General features: G+C 40.0%; 26 protein-coding genes and 1 pseudogene. 15 read left to right on the top strand and 12 right to left on the bottom strand.

The window, feature by feature from the left end:
• The first annotated feature begins 350 nt into the window (after positions 1-350).
• From ACPPVU_RS07775 to ACPPVU_RS07765, 3 genes are all read left to right on the top strand, one after another.
• Positions 351-749 carry a hypothetical protein gene (locus ACPPVU_RS07775; protein ID WP_426671119.1) on the top strand — a complete coding sequence of 133 codons (399 nt, stop codon included), beginning with the start codon at positions 351-353 and terminating at the stop codon, positions 747-749.
• 177 nt (positions 750-926) lie between these two features.
• Positions 927-1,592, top strand: coding sequence for an HAD family hydrolase (locus tag ACPPVU_RS07770; protein WP_426671118.1), 666 nt, complete (start codon positions 927-929; stop codon positions 1,590-1,592).
• Between the two features lie 43 nt (positions 1,593-1,635).
• Positions 1,636-2,073, top strand: coding sequence for a DUF1810 domain-containing protein (locus ACPPVU_RS07765; RefSeq protein WP_426671117.1), 438 nt, complete (start codon positions 1,636-1,638; stop codon positions 2,071-2,073).
• 9 nt (positions 2,074-2,082) lie between these two features.
• On the opposite strand, the pseudogene ACPPVU_RS07760 reads toward ACPPVU_RS07765, so the two are convergent.
• Both ACPPVU_RS07760 and ACPPVU_RS07755 read right to left on the bottom strand, forming a co-directional pair.
• Positions 2,083-2,604: pseudogene (locus ACPPVU_RS07760) on the bottom strand (exodeoxyribonuclease III); the annotation flags it as partial.
• A 123-nt stretch (positions 2,605-2,727) separates the two neighbouring features.
• On the bottom strand, positions 2,728-2,853 hold the full coding sequence (locus ACPPVU_RS07755) for an endonuclease/exonuclease/phosphatase family protein (protein ID WP_426672190.1): 126 nt from the start codon (positions 2,851-2,853) through the stop codon (positions 2,728-2,730).
• Between the two features lie 471 nt (positions 2,854-3,324).
• Here ACPPVU_RS07755 and ACPPVU_RS07750 point away from each other — a divergent pair, with 471 nt between their 5' ends.
• Both ACPPVU_RS07750 and ACPPVU_RS07745 read left to right on the top strand, forming a co-directional pair.
• Positions 3,325-3,666, top strand: a complete 342-nt coding sequence (locus ACPPVU_RS07750; RefSeq protein ID WP_426671116.1) for a hypothetical protein — start codon at positions 3,325-3,327, stop codon at positions 3,664-3,666.
• A 155-nt stretch (positions 3,667-3,821) separates the two neighbouring features.
• A complete protein-coding gene (locus tag ACPPVU_RS07745; RefSeq protein WP_426671115.1) occupies positions 3,822-5,120 on the top strand; it encodes a vitamin K epoxide reductase family protein in 1,299 nt (432 codons plus the stop codon).
• Positions 5,121-5,257: 137 nt separating this feature from the next.
• On the opposite strand, the gene ACPPVU_RS07740 is transcribed toward ACPPVU_RS07745, so the two are convergent.
• The 3 genes from ACPPVU_RS07740 to ACPPVU_RS07730 form a co-directional block, all read right to left on the bottom strand.
• Positions 5,258-5,983 (bottom strand): response regulator transcription factor, encoded by a 726-nt coding sequence (locus tag ACPPVU_RS07740; RefSeq protein WP_426671114.1) that lies wholly within the window; start codon positions 5,981-5,983, stop codon positions 5,258-5,260.
• Positions 5,984-6,260: 277 nt separating this feature from the next.
• Positions 6,261-6,446: a hypothetical protein gene (locus tag ACPPVU_RS07735; RefSeq protein WP_426671113.1), complete on the bottom strand. Its 186-nt coding sequence runs from the start codon at positions 6,444-6,446 to the stop codon at positions 6,261-6,263.
• A 191-nt stretch (positions 6,447-6,637) separates the two neighbouring features.
• Positions 6,638-6,994 carry a hypothetical protein gene (locus ACPPVU_RS07730; RefSeq protein ID WP_426671112.1) on the bottom strand — a complete coding sequence of 119 codons (357 nt, stop codon included), beginning with the start codon at positions 6,992-6,994 and terminating at the stop codon, positions 6,638-6,640.
• 425 nt (positions 6,995-7,419) lie between these two features.
• Here ACPPVU_RS07730 and ACPPVU_RS07725 point away from each other — a divergent pair, with 425 nt between their 5' ends.
• Both ACPPVU_RS07725 and ACPPVU_RS07720 read left to right on the top strand, forming a co-directional pair.
• Positions 7,420-7,662, top strand: a complete 243-nt coding sequence (locus ACPPVU_RS07725; protein ID WP_426671111.1) for a hypothetical protein — start codon at positions 7,420-7,422, stop codon at positions 7,660-7,662.
• A 152-nt stretch (positions 7,663-7,814) separates the two neighbouring features.
• Positions 7,815-9,359, top strand: coding sequence for a S53 family peptidase (locus tag ACPPVU_RS07720; RefSeq protein WP_426671110.1), 1,545 nt, complete (start codon positions 7,815-7,817; stop codon positions 9,357-9,359).
• 122 nt (positions 9,360-9,481) lie between these two features.
• Here ACPPVU_RS07720 and ACPPVU_RS07715 read toward each other — a convergent pair whose 3' ends face one another.
• Positions 9,482-10,744, bottom strand: a complete 1,263-nt coding sequence (locus tag ACPPVU_RS07715; protein WP_426671109.1) for a serpin family protein — start codon at positions 10,742-10,744, stop codon at positions 9,482-9,484.
• Between the two features lie 161 nt (positions 10,745-10,905).
• On the opposite strand from ACPPVU_RS07715, the gene ACPPVU_RS07710 reads away from it, so the two are divergent.
• Both ACPPVU_RS07710 and ACPPVU_RS07705 read left to right on the top strand, forming a co-directional pair.
• The gene (locus ACPPVU_RS07710; protein ID WP_426671108.1) at positions 10,906-11,772 is read left to right on the top strand and encodes an alpha/beta hydrolase; all 867 of its coding nucleotides are present in this window, start codon (positions 10,906-10,908) and stop codon (positions 11,770-11,772) included.
• A 142-nt stretch (positions 11,773-11,914) separates the two neighbouring features.
• On the top strand, positions 11,915-14,299 hold the full coding sequence (locus tag ACPPVU_RS07705) for an ABC transporter permease (RefSeq protein ID WP_426671107.1): 2,385 nt from the start codon (positions 11,915-11,917) through the stop codon (positions 14,297-14,299).
• A 65-nt stretch (positions 14,300-14,364) separates the two neighbouring features.
• Here ACPPVU_RS07705 and ACPPVU_RS07700 read toward each other — a convergent pair whose 3' ends face one another.
• From ACPPVU_RS07700 to ACPPVU_RS07685, 4 genes are all read right to left on the bottom strand, one after another.
• Complete coding sequence (locus ACPPVU_RS07700; protein ID WP_426671106.1) at positions 14,365-16,029, bottom strand: ArnT family glycosyltransferase; 1,665 nt, start codon at positions 16,027-16,029, stop codon at positions 14,365-14,367.
• Between the two features lie 152 nt (positions 16,030-16,181).
• On the bottom strand, positions 16,182-16,853 hold the full coding sequence (locus ACPPVU_RS07695) for a hypothetical protein (protein WP_426671105.1): 672 nt from the start codon (positions 16,851-16,853) through the stop codon (positions 16,182-16,184).
• Positions 16,854-17,208: 355 nt separating this feature from the next.
• Positions 17,209-17,601: a VOC family protein gene (locus ACPPVU_RS07690; protein ID WP_426671104.1), complete on the bottom strand. Its 393-nt coding sequence runs from the start codon at positions 17,599-17,601 to the stop codon at positions 17,209-17,211.
• A 29-nt stretch (positions 17,602-17,630) separates the two neighbouring features.
• Positions 17,631-18,164: a hypothetical protein gene (locus tag ACPPVU_RS07685; RefSeq protein ID WP_426671103.1), complete on the bottom strand. Its 534-nt coding sequence runs from the start codon at positions 18,162-18,164 to the stop codon at positions 17,631-17,633.
• Between the two features lie 322 nt (positions 18,165-18,486).
• Between ACPPVU_RS07685 and ACPPVU_RS07680 the strand changes: the two genes are divergently transcribed.
• From ACPPVU_RS07680 to trxA, 4 genes are all read left to right on the top strand, one after another.
• Positions 18,487-19,383: an MBL fold metallo-hydrolase gene (locus ACPPVU_RS07680; protein ID WP_426671102.1), complete on the top strand. Its 897-nt coding sequence runs from the start codon at positions 18,487-18,489 to the stop codon at positions 19,381-19,383.
• 5 nt (positions 19,384-19,388) lie between these two features.
• Positions 19,389-20,105 (top strand): hypothetical protein, encoded by a 717-nt coding sequence (locus tag ACPPVU_RS07675; protein WP_426671101.1) that lies wholly within the window; start codon positions 19,389-19,391, stop codon positions 20,103-20,105.
• Between the two features lie 17 nt (positions 20,106-20,122).
• A complete protein-coding gene (locus tag ACPPVU_RS07670) occupies positions 20,123-20,986 on the top strand; it encodes an alpha/beta hydrolase (RefSeq protein WP_426671100.1) in 864 nt (287 codons plus the stop codon).
• 65 nt (positions 20,987-21,051) lie between these two features.
• Entirely contained in the window at positions 21,052-21,348 is a 297-nt protein-coding gene (trxA, locus tag ACPPVU_RS07665; RefSeq protein ID WP_426671099.1) for a thioredoxin, read from the top strand.
• Positions 21,349-21,427: 79 nt separating this feature from the next.
• On the opposite strand, the gene ACPPVU_RS07660 is transcribed toward trxA, so the two are convergent.
• Complete coding sequence (locus ACPPVU_RS07660) at positions 21,428-22,624, bottom strand: DUF1624 domain-containing protein (RefSeq protein WP_426671098.1); 1,197 nt, start codon at positions 22,622-22,624, stop codon at positions 21,428-21,430.
• Positions 22,625-22,819: 195 nt separating this feature from the next.
• On the opposite strand from ACPPVU_RS07660, the gene ACPPVU_RS07655 reads away from it, so the two are divergent.
• Both ACPPVU_RS07655 and ACPPVU_RS07650 read left to right on the top strand, forming a co-directional pair.
• Positions 22,820-23,620, top strand: a complete 801-nt coding sequence (locus ACPPVU_RS07655; protein ID WP_426671097.1) for an NIPSNAP family protein — start codon at positions 22,820-22,822, stop codon at positions 23,618-23,620.
• Between the two features lie 77 nt (positions 23,621-23,697).
• Positions 23,698-24,576 (top strand): sugar phosphate isomerase/epimerase family protein, encoded by an 879-nt coding sequence (locus ACPPVU_RS07650; RefSeq protein WP_426671096.1) that lies wholly within the window; start codon positions 23,698-23,700, stop codon positions 24,574-24,576.
• 71 nt (positions 24,577-24,647) lie between these two features.
• On the opposite strand, the gene ACPPVU_RS07645 is transcribed toward ACPPVU_RS07650, so the two are convergent.
• Complete coding sequence (locus tag ACPPVU_RS07645) at positions 24,648-25,979, bottom strand: sugar porter family MFS transporter (RefSeq protein WP_426671095.1); 1,332 nt, start codon at positions 25,977-25,979, stop codon at positions 24,648-24,650.
• Positions 25,980-26,084: the final 105 nt, after the last annotated feature.

Below are 26,084 nucleotides of genomic sequence, written 5' to 3'. Positions count from 1 at the left end.
TTTCTAGCCTACAGCATGCATTCCTATGAATTACCCCAGCGGGGTAACATGTCGGTAGAAAAGATAATATAATATTTCTTTGCGCCATAGGTGCAATACATTCTCCCGCATTTTTATATTAAATACAATGGCCAGGCATTGTACCTACGGCACAAAGAAGCCGCTTTTATTATGCTACCGACATTTTGCTCCTAAAGGAGCACCTTTTGTAAGAAGATTCAAATAGGAGGATATTGTCAGTCAGAAATGAGTGATTAACGTAATCCCGCATCTGCGATGCAAAAATGAATTCCATCCTTTCCAAAATATTTCATATTTTAGAAATCAAATAGACAACCTAAACCAACAACATGAATAACGAGTTTGACGAGGTAATGCGTAAGCGCTCAGATGCTGATCTGATAAGGATATTAAATAGTGCACCAGGCGATTACCAGCCCGCAGCATTTGAGGCGGCAACCAACGAATTTGCCAGGCGCAATTTATCCGAAGCAGAAGTTATCACTGCAAAAGAAGATATTGAACAGAATCTACAACTTGATAAGCGCAAAGCTAATGAGCCGCTCGGAATAGAATGGAAAATATTTGCTGCTATTTGTCCTGGAATAATACAAGTGATGTTTGCCGGCACTTTTAAAGCAGACGGATACGACAGGAAAGCCAAAGAAATGTTTAAATGGACGCTTTATGGCGTCGGCTTTTATATTGGTTTTTTTATTTTGATGGTACTTTTAACAATAGTGTTTTAGATTAAAGGGATAACAACGTACAAAAAAAGAATTTGTCGCTCCGACTAGGCAGCGAGGCATCTCCTCCGTAATGTATATCGAAACGCTGTTTGAAAGAGCAAGATATTGAAAGGTCAAAAGCACCAATATTTTAATATTTACCCTTTAATTTGGATCTTACCTAAATTAAGTTTTATCATGCAAAACCTAAAAGCATTGATGTTCGATCTCGATGGGACATTAATTGATTCTGAATTTTTCCATTTTGAGTGCTGGAATGAGATATTAGAGGAATCAGGCGTAAAATTAACTTATGACGACTGGCTGAAAAACTACGCTGGTGTGCCGCTACCCACCAATGCTAAAAATTTAATAGAAAAATACAATATCGACACCCCACTGTCGGAAGTAATTGAAAGAAGGGAAAACTTAACACTCGAGCGCCTAAAAACAAAAGATGTTAACCTGATGCCCCATGTTGCAGATGTATTGGAATATTTTCATCAAAAGGATCTAATACTTGCCCTGGTAACATCAAGCCCAAGGAAAGATGTTGAAGCTATTTTTGAAAGAAATGGATTAGGTAAATATTTTAAACTGATAATTACCCGAAGCGAAGTAACTAAAAGCAAACCCGATCCTGAAAGCTATAATACTTGCCGCGAAAAGCTTGGCTGCGAAAAGGAAAATTGCCTGGTATTTGAAGACACCATAAACGGAATAAAATCTGCAAAGGCAGCGGGTTTAACCTGCTTCGCCATTCAAAGCAATACTGATGAGCATGATAAACTTGGAATTGCAGATCAGTTATTTCCGGACTTTAACAGCGCTAAAGATTATATGGTCAGAAATGATTTGATTTGAAAATATTAGTCATTAACTATTATTCTGCAAAATATCATCTTATATGATAAAAGAGAAGACCCTGAACAGGTTTGTCGACGCCCAGGAGGCCGTCTTTCAAACAGCGCTATCGGAAATTAAGAATGGCAGAAAACAAAGTCATTGGATGTGGTATATTTTTCCACAGATTGAAGGTTTAGGTTTTAGCGAAATTTCACGGTATTACGCTATTAAAGGTATTAAGGAAGCCGAAGAATATATTAAGCATCCTGTTTTAGGAAGCAGGTTGATCCAAATCTGCAACGAATTGCTTAAACTTAATGGTAATGATGCACACAAAATATTCGGAAGTCCGGATGATCTAAAATTAAAGTCCTCTATTACACTGTTTTCTTCACTACCAAACGCCAATCCCGTTTTCCAGTTGGTTTTGGATAAGTTTTTTAATGGGATAATGGATAATAAGACTTTACAAATAATAGATAAACAAACAACGAAATAAATGCTCCGGTTACTCGTCGGCCAGTTCAATCCACACCGGTGCATGATCGCTTGACTTTTCCCATCCGCGCACATTACGGTCAACATCTGCAGCAGTCAGCCTATCACCAAGCTTCGGACTAAGCAGTAAATGATCAATACGTAAACCTGCATCGCGGGCGTACGCATTACGGAAATAGTCCCAAAAGGTATAAATTTTCCGATCAGGATAAAGTTTTCGTATCGCATCGGTCCACCCCTGTTCAGCAAGTTTCTTGAAAGCCGCCCGCGTTTCCGGCCTGAAAAGCGCATCATCCACCCAACGCTCAGGTTTGTAAACATCCAGATCCGTAGGCATCACGTTAAAGTCTCCTGTGAGTATAACGGGCATATCGGATGCAAGAAGTTCAGCGGCGTGTACGGTGAGGCGCTCAAACCAGCGCAGCTTATAGTCGAATTTCGGTCCGGGAGCCGAATTGCCATTCGGAAGATAAAGACAGCCAACGGTAACATCGTTCACCACAGCCTCAATATAGCGGTTATGACTGTCATCAGGATCGCCGGGAGTGGCCGCCTAAGCTCCCTGATATCTCCGCTGCGTGAAAGTATCGCTACGTCATTCCAGCTTATTTGCCCGTGCCATATCGCATTATAACCCGCATCCTGTAAAGCTTTTTCAGGGAATTTTTCCTTGGGGTGCTTTCAGCTCTTGCAGGCAAACAACATCCGGTGCTGTTTCTTTGAGCCAACGGAGCAGAACAGGCAAACGTCCATTTACTCCATTTACATTATAAGTAGCTATTTTTCATATTAAAAATTTTATAAATATTGCATGTGCCAGGCTAATCTCGACGGGCAATTTTTGATGAATTATAGTGCCCCTGCGTTTATTTGACCGAAAGATAATTAAGATATAGCAAAGATATTGCGATAATTTTCTCAAAATAGCACTAAAATAGCTATGTATAGCTATTGCGGCAATTAAACTATGAAAGTAACTTTAACTCATACAATTAGCGCAATATAACCTCTGCCAAATAACCGTTGCTGACAACCAATTCCAAAATTTAAGCCAAAGAACATCATCCTTTCTTGCATTTAAAAAAGTTTATTGAGTCAAATTGATTTGGGCTCAAAAGTTACTTCCTTTCTATTAAATAAAAGAAATTGAATATCAACAATTTAAATAAGAGTCCTCCTGTATTTCTTTTAAACAAAGAATATCCAATTACTAATTTTATTAAAAAAATTCACATATCTAAAAACTTAAATTATGAAAAAGCTAATGATCTCCTTTATAGCAATTATTTTCTTATCTGTTGCATTAATAAGCTGGAAAAGCGTTGCAGACGGCGCGGCAGTTATTAATGACTTCGGCTGTGGAATGTTTGATGGTAACGGCAACTTTGTTTTTACCGATATGAGCCATGCCGTGGTAACTTCTTCAGGAAATGGTATGATCAGATGCGAGGCTACTGTCGGCAATACTACAGGCCAGGCAGTGGTATATTCAGGCTTCGAGTGCGGCACATTTGCTGGTGTTACCACCCAAAGCCACGAAACTGTGAGTGCGAGCGGCCAGGCAACACTTATATGCCACTTTAATAGCCATTAAAGTGTAGCCGGGCTTTTCAGTTTTCCTGTGATCAAATCCATATTTGATACAGTTGAAAAATGATAGCTGATTTAACTTAACAAAACACTGCTTTGCCCATTTTGGCATTGCAGTGTTTTGTTTTTTAATATGTATAACCTAAATGCTATTCGACTATGGAAAAAAAGACTGCATCCGGCTCATCAGATGGCAATCAGCAACGCATTGGTTTTTTAAAATTCAGTTCTTTAGCTTTAATAATTGCCGGAACAATTATATCCGGCTATCTGTTTTATCGTCATAATATTATTACGGGCGTTGAGGCAGCCGCAAAACCAGATGTTTGTTCGTCAATATTCGGGAAGGGTTGTGATAACGCGCTAAAAAGTTCAGTTTCTTATATATTGGGGCTTCCTCTTGCGGCCTGGGGCATAATTTATTACTTAACCTTAGCTATTTTTGTGGCGGTGAAAACGCTTGCGGGCAACCTTTTCAAAAAAGAAGCCATGGCCGGCATTTTTATTTTAACACTTACGGCCTCCGTAGCGAGTTTAACCCTTTTAGCCTTAATGCTGTTCATACCAACACTTTTTTGTCCGCTCTGTACGGTTATTCACGCAATAAATTTGCTGCTTTTTTTCTCAATGCCTAAAGCCATCGGATATTCTTATTCGCAATTCCTTAAATTCCGCCCGGCGAACTCAGAATATCAGAATAATAGTTATTTTAAAGATTTAACGAGAAAAAAAATAATTGGTATATCGATGTTTGTGCTTACTATAAGCGCTTTTTATTTTGATTTAAGACAAATAGCGGCGCCAAATGGCAGTTCGCCTGATGCCCCGGCCCAGCCCCTGGCAATTATAAATGAATTTAAATCCCAACATCAGGAAAATATACCCATAGACAGTGACGACCCTGTTTTAGGTTCAGCGCATTCACCGGTACAATTGGTTGTGTTTAGTGACCTTACCTGCCCTGGTTGCCGGTACTTCTCACGCGTATTGGCGGCTTTAAGCAATAAAAATGGAGGCGGGATTAACATTGTTTTCAAACACTTCCCTCTCGGAACAGCTTGTAACCCTTTAATGACCAAAGATCTCCACCCAAGAGCATGTGAAGCCGCCCTTGCTGCCGAAGCGGCGAGAAGACAAGGGAAGTTTTGGAGCTTTCATAATGAATTATTCGCGACCGATCTAAATAATATTCATAAAACCGTTTCTTTAATCGCATTAAAACTGAATCTAAACACCCAACGTTTTGAAAATGACCGTGTGGGGGACTCAGCCATCTCCAAAGTTAAAAGGAACATAGACCTTGCAATCCGCCTGGGGGTAAGTGCAACACCCACCGTATTTTTGGATGGGCGTCGCGTAAATGACATTCGTTTTCAGTCGTTGCAAATCCTAATTAATTATGAACTTCAACGTACTGGCCTGGCAACAACTGAAATTTCAAATACAGCTAAAAATTAAATCTGTACCTTGTTCAACTTTTTATAGTAAAGAAATTTTAAAAAAAATAAATTAAATTTTTCCAGGCAAAATTTGAACCTGCTTGATGTCACTAACATATTAACTAACTACCAAGTTTGTTTGCCATTACAAAGTACCTACAATAAATTAAAAGCAATCGCGAATTTAATAAGTTCAGAAAGGCTTTTCAGCTTGAGTTTATTTAAAATATTTTTTCTGTGGTTATTCACCGTGTTCAACGATATGAATAACATCTCTGATATAGTATAACTGTGGTTTCCTCCAACAATCAGCTTAATTATCTCTTTTTCCCTGCAACTCAATAAAGCGTACTTATCATAGTTTTTTATTACAAACTCATCTTGATCACACAAATAATTCAGTTTTTTACCAACGTAACTGAGCTGATTTACTTCTACAGAAACATGCATAACTTTTAACGCAGTGTCTTTTGCTAATTTTGGGTAAAGCCGGCTGTTAGTAAGGTACCATTTATAATCAACATCGGGATTTGGCCTTACCCGCTGAAAAAAAGAATATACTTTTGAAGTGTCGTTTAGTTGAATAAATTTAGTCAGCTCCACTTTTAAAACCGCAATTTCTTTGGCAGGAAAAAACAAATTAAAATAATCTGGTCCTAATTCCTCTAGCTCTTCTTTACTGTGCCTAAGAATTTCACAACCACTTTTATTCATGTATGTATTTACCATTCGGCTTAAGTCCTGTACCATTACATTACCAGGTATGTAATCACCGATATCTTCAACACTGAGTTTATGTTGCTGAAGTTTATTTCCCAGATTAAAAATGCCCGCCTGGCAAATAGTCCTTTCTTGATCCTCTTTGTTTCCTTCAAAATTCATATAACTGTCCTTTGAGAGTTCTTTGAGTATACCGAAGCAGATTAACACAAAGTTTAAATATATACTTTTTGTGTTATATTTATTTACAGAAAAGAGAATAAAAGTAAATAACATTAAAGTGTTTAGCGATTGAATTAAGCGGCGAGTGCATGTTTAATATGGTTAAGCGGCTTGCCGTTTAAATGATTAATATATTGCAGGACTGTCACAGCGGCTACTTTAGCCATAATTCTTGTTCTCAATCCTTCGAAAGTTTTAGCATAGTTCCGTTTGAGCATCATCTGGTCACATAATTGAGCAAAGACGACTTCAATCTTTTTACGGGTTGATTTATAACCCATGGCCATGGCTGGTAGTCCTTCTGATTAGCTCTTTTAGGAGTTTGCAATTCTATATTTACGCTGGTGAACAAATCCAATTGCCATTCGGTTGACAAGTAGCCTTTATCCCCAGTAATACACATGATTTTAATCCACTATGTTTAATTTCGTTTAAAGGTACTGTAGATCATGTACGCTGGCTTTTGTAAGCTCCATTCCCTGGTAAACCCCATTCATTCCAATCGTTAGATGAAGTTTGTAACCGATATAATATTGCTTATACACAGCACTGTAGCCCTTATCCGGGGCTGTTTCAAAATCGTGTCTGCAAATTTTAAGCTGTTGTTCCCTGGCAAGTTTGCATACGGGAACAGGCACACTGTCTACCATAAATACATACTCCCTCGTTAAGCACAGCAGCCAGTCGGCGGTTAACCTGCTCTGTCCAGGCGGTCAGCCTTTTGCGCCGCTTATTATAGTTGGTAATATGTACCGAGCTGGGGAAATCATCCCGGTAATCACTTTTTAACTTCGCTAAAAACCAATTCTCGCTATCAATCCCCAGGCATTCCTGGCACAATGATAATGCGATGATTTCAGCATCGGATAGTTTGGGTTTACGTGGATAAAAATGCAGGTTTCCGTCCTGATTCATGTCTTGTTTGAGCGCAGAGTTGGTAATCTGGAGCATTTTTTGGAAATTTACGGTTAAGTCATGCATGTTTTTGGTAGCGTTTATGTGAGAATTTACACTGCTAATATACTTATTATCAGTGAAATACATGGCTTTTGCCTTATGTTTTTGAATTTATCCCTTCAAAATCTAATCGCTAAACACGTTAGTCATTATAGTCTATCATTCCGATTACGCAGCGAGGAATCTTCTTAATGTCGATAGAAAAGCAATTTGAAATTTTTTAATAATTTTCAAAACAAAATCTAAACGTTAGTGTTTTGAACTTGCATTTTTATTTCTGTTCATCGAGTCTAAAAAGTGTTTTAATTTAAAACAGGTGGGTTTTTTAACAAAAATTTAACAGAAAATTTGCATCATATTGTGTAATTATTCACTAAATTTGAAGACACGAGCTAAATTTAAAACCAGAAGAATCGACTATGAGACAGCAACCATCATTCTATCCCGAACGTCAGTTTCACATATTGATCAATTTTAATAATGATGAACGAAGCGTAGCTGTTTTGCCCGACGAAACCGGTAAATTCCTTGTAATTGACCAGGGTAAAGTATTGGGACAGCTTGGCTATGATAAGCATCTTAACTGTGTATCATGTGAGTGTGAGCTGGATGAAACTATCCTAAAGCAGTTGAATAGCGCAATAAAAAACCACTTTTCCTGACAATCAAGGTTTTTGATGCTTATTGCGTTGCCATTTATCAAATAGCGCAAAAACACGCATTAAAAACCGTAATTATACTTGTGTTATTTCATTAATCTTTGGTTAATTTTGATTAAGAAGTTTAATCATTAACCTAAAAAGCAATACCGATCATGGCACCTCCTAAAAAAGTAGCAGTAACCGGCAGTAATAAAGCTGCGCACAGTGGTGAAACTAGCGGCAAAATCAACCGGGATGAATCTATAGAAGTAACAGTTCGTATCCGAAGGAAAAAACCACTTGAAGCACACGTTGCATCAGATTTGCGTGTCTCCCATAAAACTTATGAGAAACAGTTTGGCGCTTCGCAGAGTGACGTTGATAAAGTGGAGACTTTTGCACACGAACATCATTTAACCACAGTTGAAGCCAGCCTGGCACGCAGAAGTGTTATTTTAAGCGGGAGCATTGCCGATATGGAAAGTGCTTTTGGCGTATCGCTGTCGGGTAAAATAGACTCCCATGGAGATGATATAAGAACCCGCGAAGGGGATATATATGTTCCGGCTGCGTTAAAAGATATTGTCGAAGGCGTTTTTGGGTTGGATAACCGCCGCGTTGCCCGCCCCCTTTTTAGATTAGCCCAAAGGGACGGTCAGATCATATCACACGCGGCTGCTCCTGCTGCATTTACAGCAGATCAGCTTGCCAATATTTATGGATTCCCTTCTGGCTTTAATGGCAAAGGGCAAACCATAGCCATTATAGAACTGGGCGGTGGCTACCGTGCAAAAGATATCAAAGCATATTTTAAAAGCCTCGGTATCAAAAAACCATCCGTAAAAGCCATATCAGTTGATCACGGCAAAAATACCCCTACCAATGCCAATAGCGCCGACAGTGAAGTAATGCTTGATATTGAGGTAGCAGGAGCTGTAGCACCCGGCGCAAAAATTGTAGTTTATTTTTGCCCCAATACCGATAAGGGCTTTCTTGATGCAATAACCAAAGCGATACACGATGGCACCAATAAGCCGTCTGTAATATCAATTAGCTGGGGTGCGGCAGAAGTTAACTGGACCACCCAATCACTAAACAACTTTAACGAAGCCTTTAAAGCGGCCTCAGTTTTGGGCGTTACTATTTGTGTGGCTGCGGGCGATAATGGGTCAAGCGACGGGATGAAAGATGGTAAGGTTCACGTTGATTTTCCCGCATCAAGTCCATTCGTGCTGGCCTGCGGCGGAACAAGCCTGAAAGCAAATGGCAATTTAGTAAGCTCCGAGGTTGTTTGGCACGACTCAGATAATTCAGCAACAGGCGGCGGCGTAAGTAATTTCTTCCCAATGCCAGGTTACCAGGCAAACGCCCAAATACCTTTAGCACTTGATACACAATTTAAAGGCCGTGGCGTACCGGATGTAGCCGGAGATGCTGATCCGGATACAGGTTATAAAGTATTAGTGGATGGCCAGAGCATAGTAGTTGGCGGTACAAGTGCTGTTGCGCCTTTAATGGCGGGGCTGATTGCCCGTGTTAATCAGCAAAAAGGACAATGGGCCGGTTTTATTAACCCTACGATATACGCTGCAAATCCTTCAATGTGCCGGGATATTATACAGGGCGATAATAAAACCACATCATCACATACCGGTTACACCGCAGGCCCGGGATGGGATCCCTGCACCGGACTTGGCGTGCTTTCGAATATTAGTTGAAGAAGCCTCCTCCAACCCTTCTCAAAGGAGAAGGGCTTTAAGAAACTATTTTATAATCCTCTCCTTTGGAGAGGATTATTCATTATTAAGGCATTTATGAGGGCTGCGTCGTTTAGGCGAGGCTAGTGGATTACTTTATATTGTCCGGCTAACTGTGGATTATTTACAGTTCCCGCAAATAAAATAAGACCGGTTTTCATTTCCCGTATCACAAAGAAAAACGGATGATCCAGAATAAGAGTTGGCGGGTTTGCCACTGCTGTAGCACCTATAGCTACTGATGTTGCTGCCGCCGCTTCGGTACCTGTCTCATCTACGGCAACAAATGCTTCATGTTGCACTTTACTGATGTGCAAACCTCCCGCGCTGCTAATTCCCGTAAAATCCGCTGAACCCGAAAAGGCATCACCCATACCCAAAGTACTAAGTGCATTATTCAGCAAAACACTATAGTTGAATTTAAATTTTGGCATGATCACCGGACCTGTCACGCTATGCAATTTTCCCATCCAGCTATTCCAGGTAGTAGTATCCAAACCCTGGGTAATATTATTTAATGTGTTAGTACCATTTGGAGATACAATAACCATGCTGTATTTGCCATTAACATAAGGAAATTCCGCAACCAGTTTATCATTATCTGTATACACATTGTAAGTGATGGAGTTGCCCTGCATAAAATCAGTCTGCACGGTGCTTTGGTCAGGAAGGTGAAAAGCCTGCTGATGTGTTTGTGCCGGGTCGAATTTGCTTTGCCAGATGCTTTTAAAATAAATGGCATTAACAAGATACATCACATCATCAGAAGATATCTGGTCAACTATTAAGGGTATTTTACCATTGGTTTGTTTGCTCACCCAATTATTGATCGTACCTGCAGACGATGGATTGTTAAAATCAAGCGCCTGTATCTGTGCATCAAAATAAGTAGAATTAGTTTTTAAAAATTGTGCCGATACATCAAGCCCTTGCCTGTACCAAATCGAATTAGCGATGTTTAGCGTTGTTTGCGGATCAAGCTTAGGCAGATCGGTGATCAGTTTATTGTAATACGTGTTTATTTGGTCTTGCGAAAACCCAGTAAAATCAAGTGTACTTTTAATACCATCCAGCGTAGCGCCATTGGCCCCGTTGCTGGTCATCCCCACAGCCATACTCACGCTTAATGGAGACAGGAACAAATTGCTGCCGCTATTATCGGCCGACTGTACAGTTTTAAATAAATTAAATGAAAACGCATTATCCGCTGTGGCCTGTTGCTGTTCCGTAGCACTAAGGACAAGGTTAATACCGGGACCGGGGTTAGGTTTGACACTGCTTTTACCGCAGGACATGATCACAAAAACGAATAGCAAAAGGCCAAACAACGGATTAATGCGTTTCATAAGGATTAGATCACTAATTAATTAAAACTATTTACTCAATTATTAAACATTACGCGGCCCGGTAATGGATTGATACAATGGCAGTAAAATAATTATTACATTTTCTATTACCTGCGATTTAATTATAAATTTACTTCTCTTCCATCAATAAACCTTGATAAATGAAAACAACCAGCCTGGCGTTTATCGCCTTATTCCTGTTATTATCATCTAGCTTATTTGCACAATCAGGCAAAGTGTATGACAACCTTAGCCTGCCCAGTAAGATTTTAAAAAGTGAACGCAAATACGCAGTTTACCTGCCGCCTGATTATGAAACATCAGACAGAAGTTACCCTGTACTTTACCTGCTACACGGCTCGGGCGACGACCAGACCGGCTGGGTACAATTTGGCGAAGTATTGAATATAACAGATAAAGCGATCAGGGAAGGTAATGCTACCCCAATGATCATTATTATGCCTGACGCTAATACCGGTCGCCGTGGTTATTTTAACGACCCTAAAGATGACTGGAACTATGAGGATTTCTTTTTTAAAGAACTAGTGCCTTTTGTCGAAAAGAAATACCGTATCAAAAGCGATAAACGTTTCCGCGCAGTAGCTGGTCTTTCAATGGGCGGCGGTGGCAGTTTTGTGTACGCCCTGCACCATCCTGAAATGTTTTCATCAGCCTGTCCGCTAAGCGCAGCAACCGGTCCGCTTACTGTGGATGACGCTAAGAAACAACTGATCAAGAGCAACCCCAATGTAGCTGACTCAACAGTTACCGCTTATTATAACCGTCAAAGCGTAGTAGCTTTGGTCAATAATGTGCCCGACGATCAGAAAAAAGCAGTACGCTGGTATATTGATGATGGTGATGATGATTTCCTGTACGAAGGCAATTGCCTGGTGCATATCGCTATGCGCAAAAAGGACATCCCGCACGAATTCCGTATCCGCGATGGCGGCCATACCTGGACATACTGGCGCGCATCATTACCTGAGGTACTGGCCTTTGTATCGCAGGGATTTCATCAATATTGATACAAATCAGGCTTACGATGTTTTAAGAACTTTGTAAGCCTTTACAAAAATTATTTACCTAAAGCTAAATCGTTGTGTTATTATGCTGATCTTTAAATATTTGAATTAATAATCAACATAAACCTTATTAAAATCTACCGATATGCTAACAACCTATTTCAAAATTGCCTGGCGCGCCATTGGCAAAAATAAGCTCCATTTATTTGTCAATATCGCGGGCCTTGCCATTGGTATGGCAGTCGCCATCCTTATTGGTCTATGGGTTTTTGATGAACTATCATTTGATAAGTACTATAAGAACCATGATCGGATAGCACAAGTAATGCAAAACCAGACAAATAATGGGGAGGTACAAACTATGCCCAATGAACCTTTTCCATTAGGTGAAGAATTGATTAAAAGTTATGGCAGCGATTTGAAGTACGTTTCTATGGCTACAGGGGCCGGAAATTCTATGTTAGCATCCGGCGAAAAAAAGCTTACCAGAAGTGGTGTATTTTTTGAACCACAAGCAATTGAAATGCTGGGACTACACATGATCAGAGGAAACCGAAGTGGGTTAAATGATCCTTCGTCGATCATGCTTTCCGAATCAGTAGCCAAAGCATTTTTTGGGGATACTGACCCGATGAACCAGGTGATGAAAATTGATGATAAAATGAATGTTAAAGTCACTGGTATTTACGAAGATCAGCCATCCAATTCAACTTTTGCTGATGTTACATTTATCGCACCATGGGCACTGTTGATCAATACCAATGCGCAGTTTTTTAATGGATTAAAAAATAATTGGGGGCGGAGCTCTTTTCTAACCTATGTTCAAATAGCAGATAATGCAGATATGGCCAAGGTTTCCGAAAAAATTAGAAAAGTAAGAACTAATAAGGCACCAGAGGAAGCAACCCATAAACCCGAACTTTTTCTTCATCCAATGAGCAAGTGGCATCTCTATGCTGATTTCAAAAACGGGGTGAATGTTGGCGGCCGGGTTGAATTTGTATGGATTTTTGGAATAATTGGCGTTTTTGTGCTGTTGCTGGCATGTATTAATTTCATGAACCTGAGCACCGCACAATCTGAAAAACGTTCAATGGAGGTGGGAATACGAAAAACTTTTGGATCGCTCCGCAGCCAGTTAGTCCTTCAGTTTTTATGTGAATCATTAACTATAGTAGCGTTTGCATTTATATTATCACTGGTATTTGTTCTCCTTGCGCTTCCGTTTTTTAACGAATTGGCCGATAAGAAAATGACCATATTGTGGTCTAAGCCTGTGTTTTGGATAGCAATTATTAGTTTCAGTATAATTACGGGTCTGATTTCGGGCAGTTACCCGGCGCTATATTTATCATCCTTTAAACCGGTGAAAGTATTAAACCGTACGTTTAAAATAAACAGTCTTGCTGCCATTCCCCGTAAGGTTTTAGTGGTTGTTCAATTCACAGTATCAATTGTTCTTATCATTGGCACTATAATCGTTTTTCGGCAGATTCAATTTGCTAAAAACCGCCCAATGGGTTATAATGTGAATGGTTTGGTGGCTATACGGATGATGACTCATGATATACACAAGGTATTTGACGTTGTACAGGAAGAATTAAAAAATGATGGCGCAATAGTATCTATGGCTGAATCAGCTACACCAACAACAGAGGTGTGGGGTGGAACTGGAGGCCTTGACTGGAGAGGTAAGGATCCTAATTTGGGGGTTGTTTTTCCTAATTCAGATATGTCTGTAGATTTTGGAAAGACTGTTGGATGGCAATTTATAGCGGGCAGGGATTTTACAAAAGGTATTGCTTCCGATTCTTCCGGGTTTGTCATTAATGAAACCGCGATGAAATATATGGGTTTAAAAAATCCCATTGGTGAGACAATTAAATGGAATGGGGCACCATTTCATGTTGTAGGTGTAATTAAAGATATGGTTGTGGAGTCTCCTTACGAACCTGTTCAGCCGTCTATTTTTCATTTATCGTCTGGTCCGGGGAATATTATATTAGTAAAGCTAAATCCCAGAATTGGCTCAGCTGAGGCGCTTGGAGAGATTGAATCTGCTTTTAAGAAATATAATCCCGCTCAACCTTTTGATTATCGATTTGTAGACGAAGAATACGGGCGTAAATTCATAAAAGAAGAACGGATCGGCAAGCTTGCCAGTTCATTTTCAGTTATTGCCATATTTATCAGCTGTTTGGGTCTTTTTGCAATGGCTTCATTTATGACTGAGAAGCGTATTAAGGAAATAGGGATTAGAAAAGTATTGGGAGCCTCGATCTTTAACTTATGGCGTTTGTTGTCGAAGGATTTTATTGCCCTGGTTTTATGTTCAGTCCTCATTGCATTTCCAATCTCGTTTATGCTGATGCACAATTGGATACAGAAATATCAATATAGGTCTGAAATTTCGTGGTGGATTTTTGTCGCAGCGGGTGCAGGAGCCATTTTAATAACGCTACTAACTGTAAGCTATAAATGCATCAAGGCAGCCACCATGAATCCGATGAAAAATTTGAGAGATTATTAATGTGCCGGGAGACCGTCATTAACAAAGAAAGGTGTTGTTATTGAGATTTCAGGATGACGCCTTTCTTACTTCACAATCACCAATTCACTATAAGTAAGCGCTTTTTCGCGTGTGCCTTTATTTAAAAATTGAGGTTTTAATCTTGATATCCAATACCGTTCAAAAGTTTTAACAGGCTGCATTTGCCAGCCTTTTGCTTTTAATCCGTTGATCACATCTGTTTGGGCAAACAACAGGTAAGGCTTTGGTGGCGTTGGTCCGTTACCATCGGTACCGATATTGGTTAGTGGCTGATCGAGGTAAAACTCCATTGCAAAGGGTACATCGCCGCTTTGTACAACGGGCAGTTTATCAGGATTATTTTTATTTATCCATAATGCTGCCTGGGTTAGCGCCTGATAATGCAACAGCGAAGGGTAAAACGCCAGGTTTAAATACAGGTTGATAATAAAGGATACCAATAGCGTACTAAAGCCTATCCTCCAAAAAGCTTTACTGGTAATAGTCCTTGGTAAAAACGGCAACAATATCAGCAACACTAACAAAATTGTCCCGGTTATCCAGTTAAACTCTTCCGGCTGAAAGAAATAATGCAGCGCAATAATGATCACCGACAATAAAAAAATGACGATCAACTGTGTGATGCGCAGAGCGCGAATACTTTTTTCAGCTTTCAGATTATAGAGATATTGCGCAGTAAGAATGGCAAAAAATGGAAATACAATATTGAGGTAATGCGGCAACTGAAATTTTGATGCAGAGAATACCAAAAATGTAAGCAGCGATCCGCACAGGCAATACCATTCGTGACTTTGTACATTCTTAGCTCCTTTTCTGATAAATTGAAATATCGCCGCAAATAACAAAAGCGACCAGGGCAGAAAAGCCCACAGGGTGGTATGCACAAAAAATGTCGGGTCGCCGCTGCCTTTGATGGGGCCGGTATTAAAGAAACGCCCAAACTGGCTATCCCAGAAAAAGAAACGGATACCGGATACACCCTGATGCCCAAAAACCACTTTTTCCGGGTGCAGATCGAACTGTTCGTACAAACAATACAATTCAGGCAGGGTAAATATCATGATAAGCACAGCCGCAATAAGCCAGCGCCAGTTAAACAACTGTTTCCATTGTTTGGTAATGATCAAATGGCCCGCAATGGCCCCTCCAATAGGTATCAGCGCAAACATACCCTTGGTCATGATAGAACAGGCGGCGAATACACAACCCGCCAGTAATTGCCAAAAGTTATTTTGGATATAAGCTCTATACAAATGATAAACCGATGCGATCACCAGCCCGGTTAAATAAGGCTCAGCACGAACATCGTAGTTTGAAACAACGATATGCTGTGCCGTAAGCAATATCAATGCAGACCACAGCGCAACTTCTTTATTATACAGGCTTTTGGCAAACAGATAAGTGTACCACACCCCCATCATCATAAAAAGGATGCCCGGCAGTTTATATGCCCATGTACTAATACCAAACAGGTTAAAAGACAAGGCAGTAATCCAGAATGGGAAATGCGGTTTATCCAGCCAGTCAGCGCCTAGTGCATACAGGTTCACATAATCATGCCGTAGCACCATAGTTTTGGCAATGGTGGCATACAAAGTGCCGTCGGGGCCTATGATGAGAATAAACAATCCGCTGAAATTCACCAAAACGGCCATTGCTATAAAAATATAAAGCCATTTGAAGCTGGTAGCGGTAGTTTGTTCGTTCATCAAAAATTAAATATTGGCTGTAAAGGTAATATCGAATGATGAATTCTGAATAATGAATATCGAAGTAAACACTTCAAGATTCGATATTCCTTGTTCGGTGTTCGATGTTTATCTTAGGCAATTGCAAAGAACAAGTAAGTTGTGTAGCTTTTTTATACTATCTTTTGCTCGTTTGAGTTGCTCAGATATTCAACTGGAATTAATCCATAATTTTGTCCATCCGTACCTTGCATAACTACATATGAACGTACCAAACGCAAAAAAGCAGCCGGATCTTTAGCTACTCTATCAAGAAAAAGATTAAAAGTTTTCGCTATTGGTTTAAGTATGTTAAATGCCGGTTGAGGCGCGACAAGATAAATACACCCTGCATTCTCCCCAGTTAAAAAAATAGTTAGACATGCTGGTCCTTGACCAATTTCAGCAAATGCAACCCAAGTGTCATTACCACGATAAAGTGTTTTGCTTTTATTTAAATCAATACTCCAAGCCCATTTTCCACCTTTAATATATTGCTTATTGAAATTTGAAATATTTAATGACGAAATTAATTTAAAAAGCGGAGTCTTCAAATAATTATCTGGGTACACCGGCTTACAAAACTCAAATCCATCATGAGTGGTGTAAAATTCAAAAAAATCATTCAATCGAACATCTTTACATATCGATTCAATATATTTTTTTCCTTTCTTATCAATAGGCGAACCAAGTATGTTTTTCACTAACACTTCTCTTGATTCTTCTTCAGCTACATTGGAGAATTTTACATTCAATGCAGGTGATGGATCATTAAAAAAGTCCAAAAAAGTTCTTTTTTCAACCATATAATTTTCTTATTTGATAGCATCAATTCTAAGAAATTAATAACGATGTTTTAAATTATTAGACAAAATGGAATTAGGTATTCAAAGTTCAATATCAGATTTTCTTAAACACATTTAAAAATAGGCGTAACAGAAGTATTTATGTAAAATAAATATTACGCCGGCCGCTTGCATCCTGTTTTCATATAAATTCCTATGACTTCAAATCAAAATTTATAAGCCATGCAACGTCGTAATTTTTTGTTAAACACTGCTGTAGCGGCAGGTGCCTTTACCCTGTTGGGCAAAAAAAATTTGCTTCATGGATAGCCTACCCCACCTATCAGTTTAAACCATGGCGCAATAATGTAATCCTTCAATCCTTTATTTCTACAACCACTATTTCATTTCCATACAAGTCAAAGCAATGGAAAAATTTATATTCCGGGGTCAGTACAGGCTCCACTTTAATTTTCACCGCGTTACTTTTCAGCTTTTGGAAAAGCGCCTCTAATTTTGTCGTATATATAACCATTGTAGGCTGCCCGCTTGTTTGATTCCCTACCCGTTCCCTTTGCTCTCTGGAATCTGCTTTAAGAAACCAAATACCAAGTGCATCCAAAGGATCTGTTCCCATATGTAAAAAACGCTGACCTACATCAGTGGTAACATCGTAAATTTTTGTGAAGCCAAAGTTGTTTTCATAAAAACTTGCTGCTTCTTCATAATCATTTACAAGCAGGATAATTCTTCCGAGATAATTTTTCATTGTGTGATTTTGGTTTTACTATTTCAGATTTATTTCTGAGATAGATAATTCTTTTTTGCTATTTCTTTTAAGGATTGAAATGCTTTAACATCAGCCGGATTTGCCCAGTTGTACCCTATTTTCTTCCAGAGGTCTTGGAAATCACCAAGCCCGATATAGTTGATATATTCGTCACCACACACCACGATATCCTTCCAGAATATCAACAGATAGCCGCCGTTCTTTTGAAAGTAAGTTTCAGCTTGTTGGTAGTCAGTGAACCATTGATGTATGAATGCTACACCAGAAGACCTGTAGAGACAGTCATTTTCAATAACAGCGTGTTTAAGATCAGTCCATTCTTTGAAATTGTTTTCAAGGGCAATTACCTTATAGGCATGTTTTAGCAAAATCTTATCAGGATTTTCTAACAGCCAGTTTGCTGTTTTAAAACGAAAGTCTGGTAATTGGAGAAACCGATTTGCTGACGGCAGGGAAATCTCAGTTTGCCTGTATAAATCTTTTAGAAGAAATGAAGCCTGAGTTTTTAACTCGCTTAATCGTACCGGTTTTAAAATGTTCATATAATTCCCTTTAAGCCAATACCCCACGTTTGGCGGAATTAATAAACAAATAAAATCCAGTGATTAAGGGTGAATTTATCTTTTGTGGGAACAGGCGGCCCTTGCAACCTATTGGTAAATCTATAATATTTATTTCATAAACCAATGATTTTGTTCTTAAATAAATATTTCCGTGCTATAGTTTTTCGATTGCGTCCAATGCTTCACTTTATTCAGCATGAAAGGTGAAAAGAATATCTTTAAGCAACCTCTCAGAATTTTTACATGTAATAACCTATTGAATATATAAATTTCTATAACTTCAAATCAAAATTTATAAAGCATGCAACGTCGTAATTTTTTGTTAAATACTGCTGTAGCGGCAGGTGCGTTTACTCTGCTGGGTAAAAAAAGTTTTGCTTCATGGATAGCCGACCCCGCCTATCAGTTTAGACCACTACGTAATAATGTAGGCATGTTTGCTGAACAGGGCGGCACCATTGCCTGGCTGGTGAATAAGGAAGGCATCGTAGTAGTGGATGCAGAATTCCCAGATCCAGCCACCCACCTGATAGCCGAACTGAAAAAACAAACCGACAAGCCTTTTGAATGGCTCATCAATACCCATCACCACGGCGATCATACCAGCGGCAATATATCTTTTAAAGGCTTGGTAAAAAATGTAGCAGCACATGCTAACTCGCTTACTAATCAAAAAAATGTGGCCATAGCACAGAAAAAAGAAGATGTTCAGTTATATCCTGATACCACCTTTACCGATACCTGGAAAATTAAAGTCGGTGATGAAAGTATAAAAGCTTACTACTTTGGCGCAGGCCATACCAATGGCGACAGCATGATACACTTTGAACATGCCAACGTGGTACACATGGGCGACCTGGTATTTAACCGCCGCTATCCGTTTATCGACCGCAGTGCCGGTGCATCAGTTAAAAACTGGCCCGTCACACTGGAAATGGCACAAAAGAAATTTGACAAAGATACCCTGTTTGTATTCGGCCATGCCTTTGATCCGCAGAAAGTAACTGGGACCATGGAGGATGTAAAGGCCATGCAAAACTTTATGGAAAAACTGGCTGATTTTGTACAAACCAGTATCAAAGCAGGAAAAACAAAAGACGAGATATTACAGGCTAAATCTATACCGGGCATAACAGAATGGCAGGGCGATGGAATAGAACGCGGGTTGACTGCTGCTTATGAAGAATTCAGCGTTTGATAGATATGAAAATATTATCTTTACTACTCTTCTTGTTTCTACCCTTTTCTCAGCAAAAGGAGCTTAACTCAACCATTGTGCTGCAAAAGATGTATGACCGCTATCATAACAAATGGCACAGCAGCTTATCATTTAATCAAACTACCGAAAGGTACAAAAATGACAGTCTGGTAAAATCAGATGCCTGGTATGAGCGAATTGCCTACCCCGATATGCTCAGGATCGATATTGGCAATCCAAATAGCGGTAACGGTATAATTTTCAGGAAAGATTCTACTTATGTGTTCAACAATAATAAGATCACCAGATCGATCAAAAATGAGAACGAGCTGATCTTCTTTTTAGGTGGATTATATTTTGTTCCGTTTGATGATGTGCTTGCTCATTTTAAAGCCCTGCATTATGATCTTTCCAAATTCCATGCCTCCACATGGAAGGGTCACCCGGTTTATGTGATCGGTGCTGATAAGGATGAAGAAAAAGTAAACCAGCTATGGGTAGATCAGGATAAGCTAATCCCGGTGCGTTTTATTAAGTATGATGATAAAAGCAAAGAAGAAGGTCTGTTTGAACAGCACATCCCTCTAAAAAATGCCTGGAGCGAAACCAAATGTACTTTTTATGTGAACGATAAACTGTTACAGGTTGAGAAATACCATGATATTGTTCCTGGCGGTCCGATCGATAAAAGCATTTTTGATCCAGGGATGATTGGGAAATAGATTTTAAAAACAAAACCATGCTCAAAAAACTCATCTTCCTACTCTGCCTGCTACCTGCCATAGCATCGGCACAAACCAAACAATTTGTAATACCGCTATGGGAAAAGGGTGCTCCCGGCTTTGAAAAACTGCGCGATGTGCCCGAACAGGCTAAAGATTATTGGGTGAAGAATGTCAACAATCCCACTCTGACAGTTTTTCTGCCGCCAAAGGATAAGGCTACAGGTTCAGCTGTGGTGATCTGTCCGGGCGGCGGTCATAGGTTGCTTGTTTTTAATGCGGAAGGCATTGAGCCAGCCAAATTTTTAAGCGATTTGGGTGTAACTGTATTCGTACTAAAATACCGCTTGGGCCGCGATACCAATTCACCTTATAAGGTTGAAGTACATGCCCGTGAGGATGGCTGTCGGGCTATGCGACTGGTGCGCAGCCGGGCCGCTGAATTTGGCTTGGATACCACCAAGATTGGCATGATGGGTTTCTCTGCAGGTGGCGAAGTAGTGGATATGACAACCTTTGCACCCAACACTGCTAATACTGATGCAATAGATAAACAAAGCGCTAAACCAAATTTCCTGATACAAATCTATCCGGGGCCATCATTTATTCCCGATGAGATACCTGCCAACGCACCGCCGGCATTCCTGTTGGCTGCAGATGATGATCTTTGCTGCTCACCATCGGTAGTACGATTACTGGAAGGTTATCGCAAAGCTAAAGTGCCTGTAGAGGCACACATTTTCACCAAAGGCGATCATGGTTTTAATATGGGCAACCGGTCTAAGTTAAAATCGATTAACACCTGGCCGCAACGCCTCGCCGACTGGCTATCCGACAATAATTACCTTAAGTCAACTGCCAGACCAATGGAGGTAAAGTAAATTATTACATTTTATGAAACGTAATACCATGTAGTTTGTTGAATAAAAATAAAAGAAATCAACCTATGGCAAATTTCCAGGAAATAATAAACGCTGAAATACCGGTATTAATCGATTTTTCGGCAGAGTGGTGTGGTCCGTGTAAAATGATGCCACCCATATTAAAAGAGGTCAAAGACTCCATGGGCGACAAGGTGACCATCCTTAAAATAGATATCGACAAAAACCCTGCTGCAGCCAGCGCCTACAAGATCAGCAGCGTACCTACGCTAATGCTGTTTAAAAAAGGCGAAACCAAATGGCGCCAAAGCGGTGTGGTGCAAGCTACTCATCTAAAACAGGTGATAGAACAGTTTATATAACCTATCCTTCCCCTCTTTCCGCGCAGCGAAGAGAGGGTGATCGAGCGTAGCAAAGATCGGGGGTGAGTAAATTACGCGCTTACAAATAACTTAACCACCACTGGCGGTGTGTTTTCTTATAATTGCTAAACCAGCGGCATGGGAAATATAGGATCGTAATAACGATGATCCATATGACATAAACCCCGAATAGATTGAATCCGAATCCATTAGGCTGAAAAAGCATTGGCTGTTTGGGGTCAATGATCTGGCTGGAATTATAGCCTTGAGCAAAGAACACGATCACAGTAATGAGTCTTATTAAATACCAGTGACACAGGTAATAAAAGAATGGCACGTTACCGAATATGATCAGTATGGCGGTAAATTTGTTTTTAATATGTTCAGTCAATGCGAGTATAATTAATGCTACACCTAAAGTCATACACAGGTATAGCAATGAACAAGGGTATTTGGTTAAATTAAAGAATGAAATAACGCTCAAAGAGGTTGTTTTTTGAACCGACCATGGAGCAGGATCGCCATAAATATTAAAATACCTGAACAGGAAGAAAAATCCCAATAGCGCCAAACCCGAATTCAGTAATATTTTTCTTCTTTTAAGGGCATCAAATGAGCTTTTATAAACCATCCCAAAAACATAACCCAGCATCATTACGCCTGTCCATGGAAGTAATGCATAGGCCATCAGAATTCCCCGATTAACCCCGGTCTGGTAAAATGCACCAAAGCCATTGGCTGAAAGTAGTAATCGCCACCAAAGTGTATGTGTAACATGTCCGAAGTTGACCTTATCTATAATATTATGCCCCAAAAATATAGCTACGCCAACAACGCCTATAAAAAGCAACGAAGCCCTGAGCCTAACCAGTATGCCAATCAGGATCATACTGCCGCCTATGGCCCATATTACCTGTAGTATCAAAACATTATAGAACGGATTAAGCGTGATAGCCAATGTGATCAATCCGACCTCAACTACGAGTAACCACAGGCCCCTTGTGATCAAAAATGCGCTTAATTGTCCCCTGGTACGTCGCGTACCCGCAAGGAAAGCAGATGTACCGCTAAGGAACACAAACGTTGGCGCACAAAAATGAGTGATCCATCGTGTAAAGAACAAAATAGGCGTAGTTACTGCCAGATCGGTTGGCTCTGGCGACCCATGAAAAAAATCCCTGATATGATCAATGGCCATGATCAGCATTACCAAACCACGTAAAATGTCAATTGATTCTATACGGTATTTTGTTGCTGGTGCTGCCGTAAGTGCCATTATGATAGGGGGTTAAAATGTTTAACGAATATAATTGAATTTGAAACCTGATGCAAAAGATTTACTAACACCGCTACGTGCTATCGTAAATTATGCGTTAAATACTTATACAGCATATCATTGATGTTAACAAAATGATAATGTATTTTTTATTTAATGGTTCTATCAACTACCTTAGCTTGCAACTACACAACTATGAAAAGACGTTCCTTTGTAAAGGCGTCCCTGGTAACAAGTGCCGCCGCAACAATTATCCCTTCAGCAAGTATGGCCTCATCAGTAATTGATCAGCATAAGAATGAATCCCAGTTGTATGAGTTGCGGATCTATACCCTGAAAAATGATACGCAACAAAAGCTGGTAGAAGACTATTTAAAAAATGCAGCTATACCGGCACTGAACAGATTAGGCGTAAAGAATGTCGGCGTTTTTACCGAACTGAAATCTGCTGACCAAACTAAAGTTTATGTGTTTATCCCCTATAATAATATGGCTGATTTTATGCACGTAACGGATAATCTTGATAAGGATAAAGCATACCAGCAGCAGGGATCATCCTACCTGAACGCCCTGGCTACTGAGCCTGCCTATGAACGTATCGAAAGTTCGTTACTAAAAGCCTTTGCCCATACACCAAAACTGGCTTTACCCGGAACACAGCCCCGCATCTTCGAATTGCGCCAGTACCAAAGTGCCACAGAAAATGCAGGCAAAAAGAAGATAGAAATGTTTAATGACAAAGGTGAGATTGATATTTTTAAACGTCTGGGCTTTAAACCTGTATTCTATGGCCAAACTCTGATCGGCAATCTGCGACCAAATTTAACCTACATGGTAACCTTTGATGATATGGCTGCACATGACAGTCATTGGAAAGCGTTTAGTAACGATCCCGAATGGAAAAAGATAAGCGCTGTACCTGAGTATGCAGATGCAAAACTGGTATCAAAGATCGCCTCTACTTTTATAGTTCCTACTGCGTATTCTCAGATTTAAACCCTTTTAAAAAAATTTGGTCTATATTAAAGTTAATGTGTTACTTTTACACATAGACCAATTAAACCAACTTAATTATGACTACCAGACGTTCATTTTTGAAGACCTCCGCCCTGCTTTCTGCCGGGATATTAATTGCTCCCAATTTATTTGCTTACGATAAAAAATACATCGGCCTGCAATTATATACTGTACGTGATGCTATGGGCAAAGACCCTGCCGCAACATTGGCCAAAGTAGCGCAGATAGGATATAACTCTGTTGAAGCAGGTTATGCAGATGGTAAGTTTTATGGGCTTGATGGAGCCGCCTTCAGCGCACTGTTAAAGCAGAATGGGTTGATCATGCCGAGCTGCCATTACCGTTTAGGCGAAGAAAAAACGAATGGCGTAGCAGCGGCCGGAACCATTCTAAATGGTTGGGATAAAGCTGTTGATGATGCTGCAAAGGTAGGATTACACTATATGGTTTGTGCATGGCTGGCCCCATCTGAACGCGGTAGCCTTGATCATTACAAACAAGTTGCAGACGATTTGAACAAAGCCGGTGAAACATGCAAAAAAGCAGGTATTCAACTTTGCTATCATAACCACGATTTTGAATTTATACAGGAAAACGGGAAATATCCATACGAGATATTATTGGCCGATACCGATAAAAAATTGGTAAAAATGGAAATGGACCTTTATTGGATGACTAAAGCCAAGCAAGATCCTATTGCCACATTCAACAAAAATCCCGGCAGGTTCCCATTATTACATTTAAAGGATATGGACAATACTGATAAACAAATGTTTACCGAGGTGGGTAACGGTATTGTAGATTTCAAAAAGATATTATCGCACGCCGACAAGGCAGGCGTAAAATATGTGTTTGTAGAACAGGATATCTGCCCCGGCGATCCTTTCGACAGTATTACAAAAAGCATTACTTACATCAAAAAGAACCTCGTATAATCTAAATTTTGAATAAACTGATGTGAAAGCCGGGGCTCGAGGCCCGGCTTTTTTTATTTTAAGATACCCGATCAATGCATGGTCAAGGTATGTTCTATTTGTTCCAATGATTTGCCTTTAGTTTCAGGCATTACCTTCCAAACAAATATCAATTGTAATACCATCATCACTGTAAAAAACAGGAATGTCCAGCTTTCGCCAATTTTCCCGGTGATGTAAGGGAACGAGAAAGCAATTATAGTAGCCATCACCCAATGTGTACTGCTGCCCAGGGTTTGTCCTTTTGCCCTTACCTGGTTGGGAAATATCTCCGAAATAAATACCCAGATAACGGCACCCTGCGAGAAAGCAAAAAACGCGATATAGATCATCAGGTAAAAAGCAACCATAAAACCGCCCGATCCTGCTCCGTAGAAGGAGTATGATACCAATCCTAAGGTAAGGATCAGTCCAAAGGAGCCGATCAGCATTAATTGTTTACGTCCTATTTTATCTATAAAACCGATAGCGATCATTGTGAATACCAGGTTCACCAATCCAATACCTGCGGTGGATAATAAAGATGAACTTTTTGCAAGCCCGGCAGCAGTAAAAATACGGGGGGCATAATAAATGATAGCGTTGATACCTGATACCTGGTTAAAAAAGGCAAACAGCACAGCCAGCATCGTTGGAAAACGATAGCGTGGGTTAAACAGGCTTTCGGCATTTACATCAGTAACCTCTTCGTTTTTGGCGTTGATGATGCTGTCCATCTCTTCCTGGTAAGTGTCGGGATTGATGAGCCGCAAAGTTTCCCTCGCTTCGTCATTTTGTGATTTATGCAGGATAAGCCAGCGCGGGCTTTCGGGCACGAACTTCAGCAGCACCAAAAATATAAATGAAGGTATGGCCATAATACCCAGCATCAGCCGCCACGAATCCTGGAACAGAAGTCCGATCACGTAGTTTGACAAGTAAGATATCAATATACCAAATACGATGTTGAATTGAAATAGTATCACCAGCCTCCCCCTTGCCTTGGCGGGTGCAATCTCTGATATATAAATAGGTGCAATAACTGATGATACCCCTACTCCCAGGCCTCCCATAAAACGCAAAATAACAAACAAGTACCAGTTAGTGGCTACAGCAGTACCCAGCGAGGCGAACAGGAATATAAAGGCAATGATGATCAATGATTTTTTGCGCCCAAGGCTATCAGCCGGTATGCGGCCAAAAAGTGCCCCGGTAACCGTACCTATCAGAGCAATCGAAATAGTAAAGCCATGCTGCAGATCGGTCAGGCTCCAGTATTTTTGGATAGCCTGTTCGGCACCCGAAATCACTGCGGTATCAAAACCAAACAGGAATCCGCCCAATGCGGTTATTATTGCCCATGCAATAACTTTTCTTTGGATCATATTAAGAGATTTATAAGTGAAGGTTTCTCAAATATAAATTTATAGTTTATATGATGGCCTAAACATGCAAATAAAAAAGCCGGACTAAATAAATAGTCGCGGCCT

The sequence above is a fragment of the Mucilaginibacter sp. McL0603 genome (assembly GCF_049992945.1).
In the GTDB taxonomy this organism is placed as follows: domain Bacteria; phylum Bacteroidota; class Bacteroidia; order Sphingobacteriales; family Sphingobacteriaceae; genus Mucilaginibacter.
Note: the sequence above shows the minus strand (reverse complement) of the source record. Positions and strands in the feature narration are given on the sequence as shown.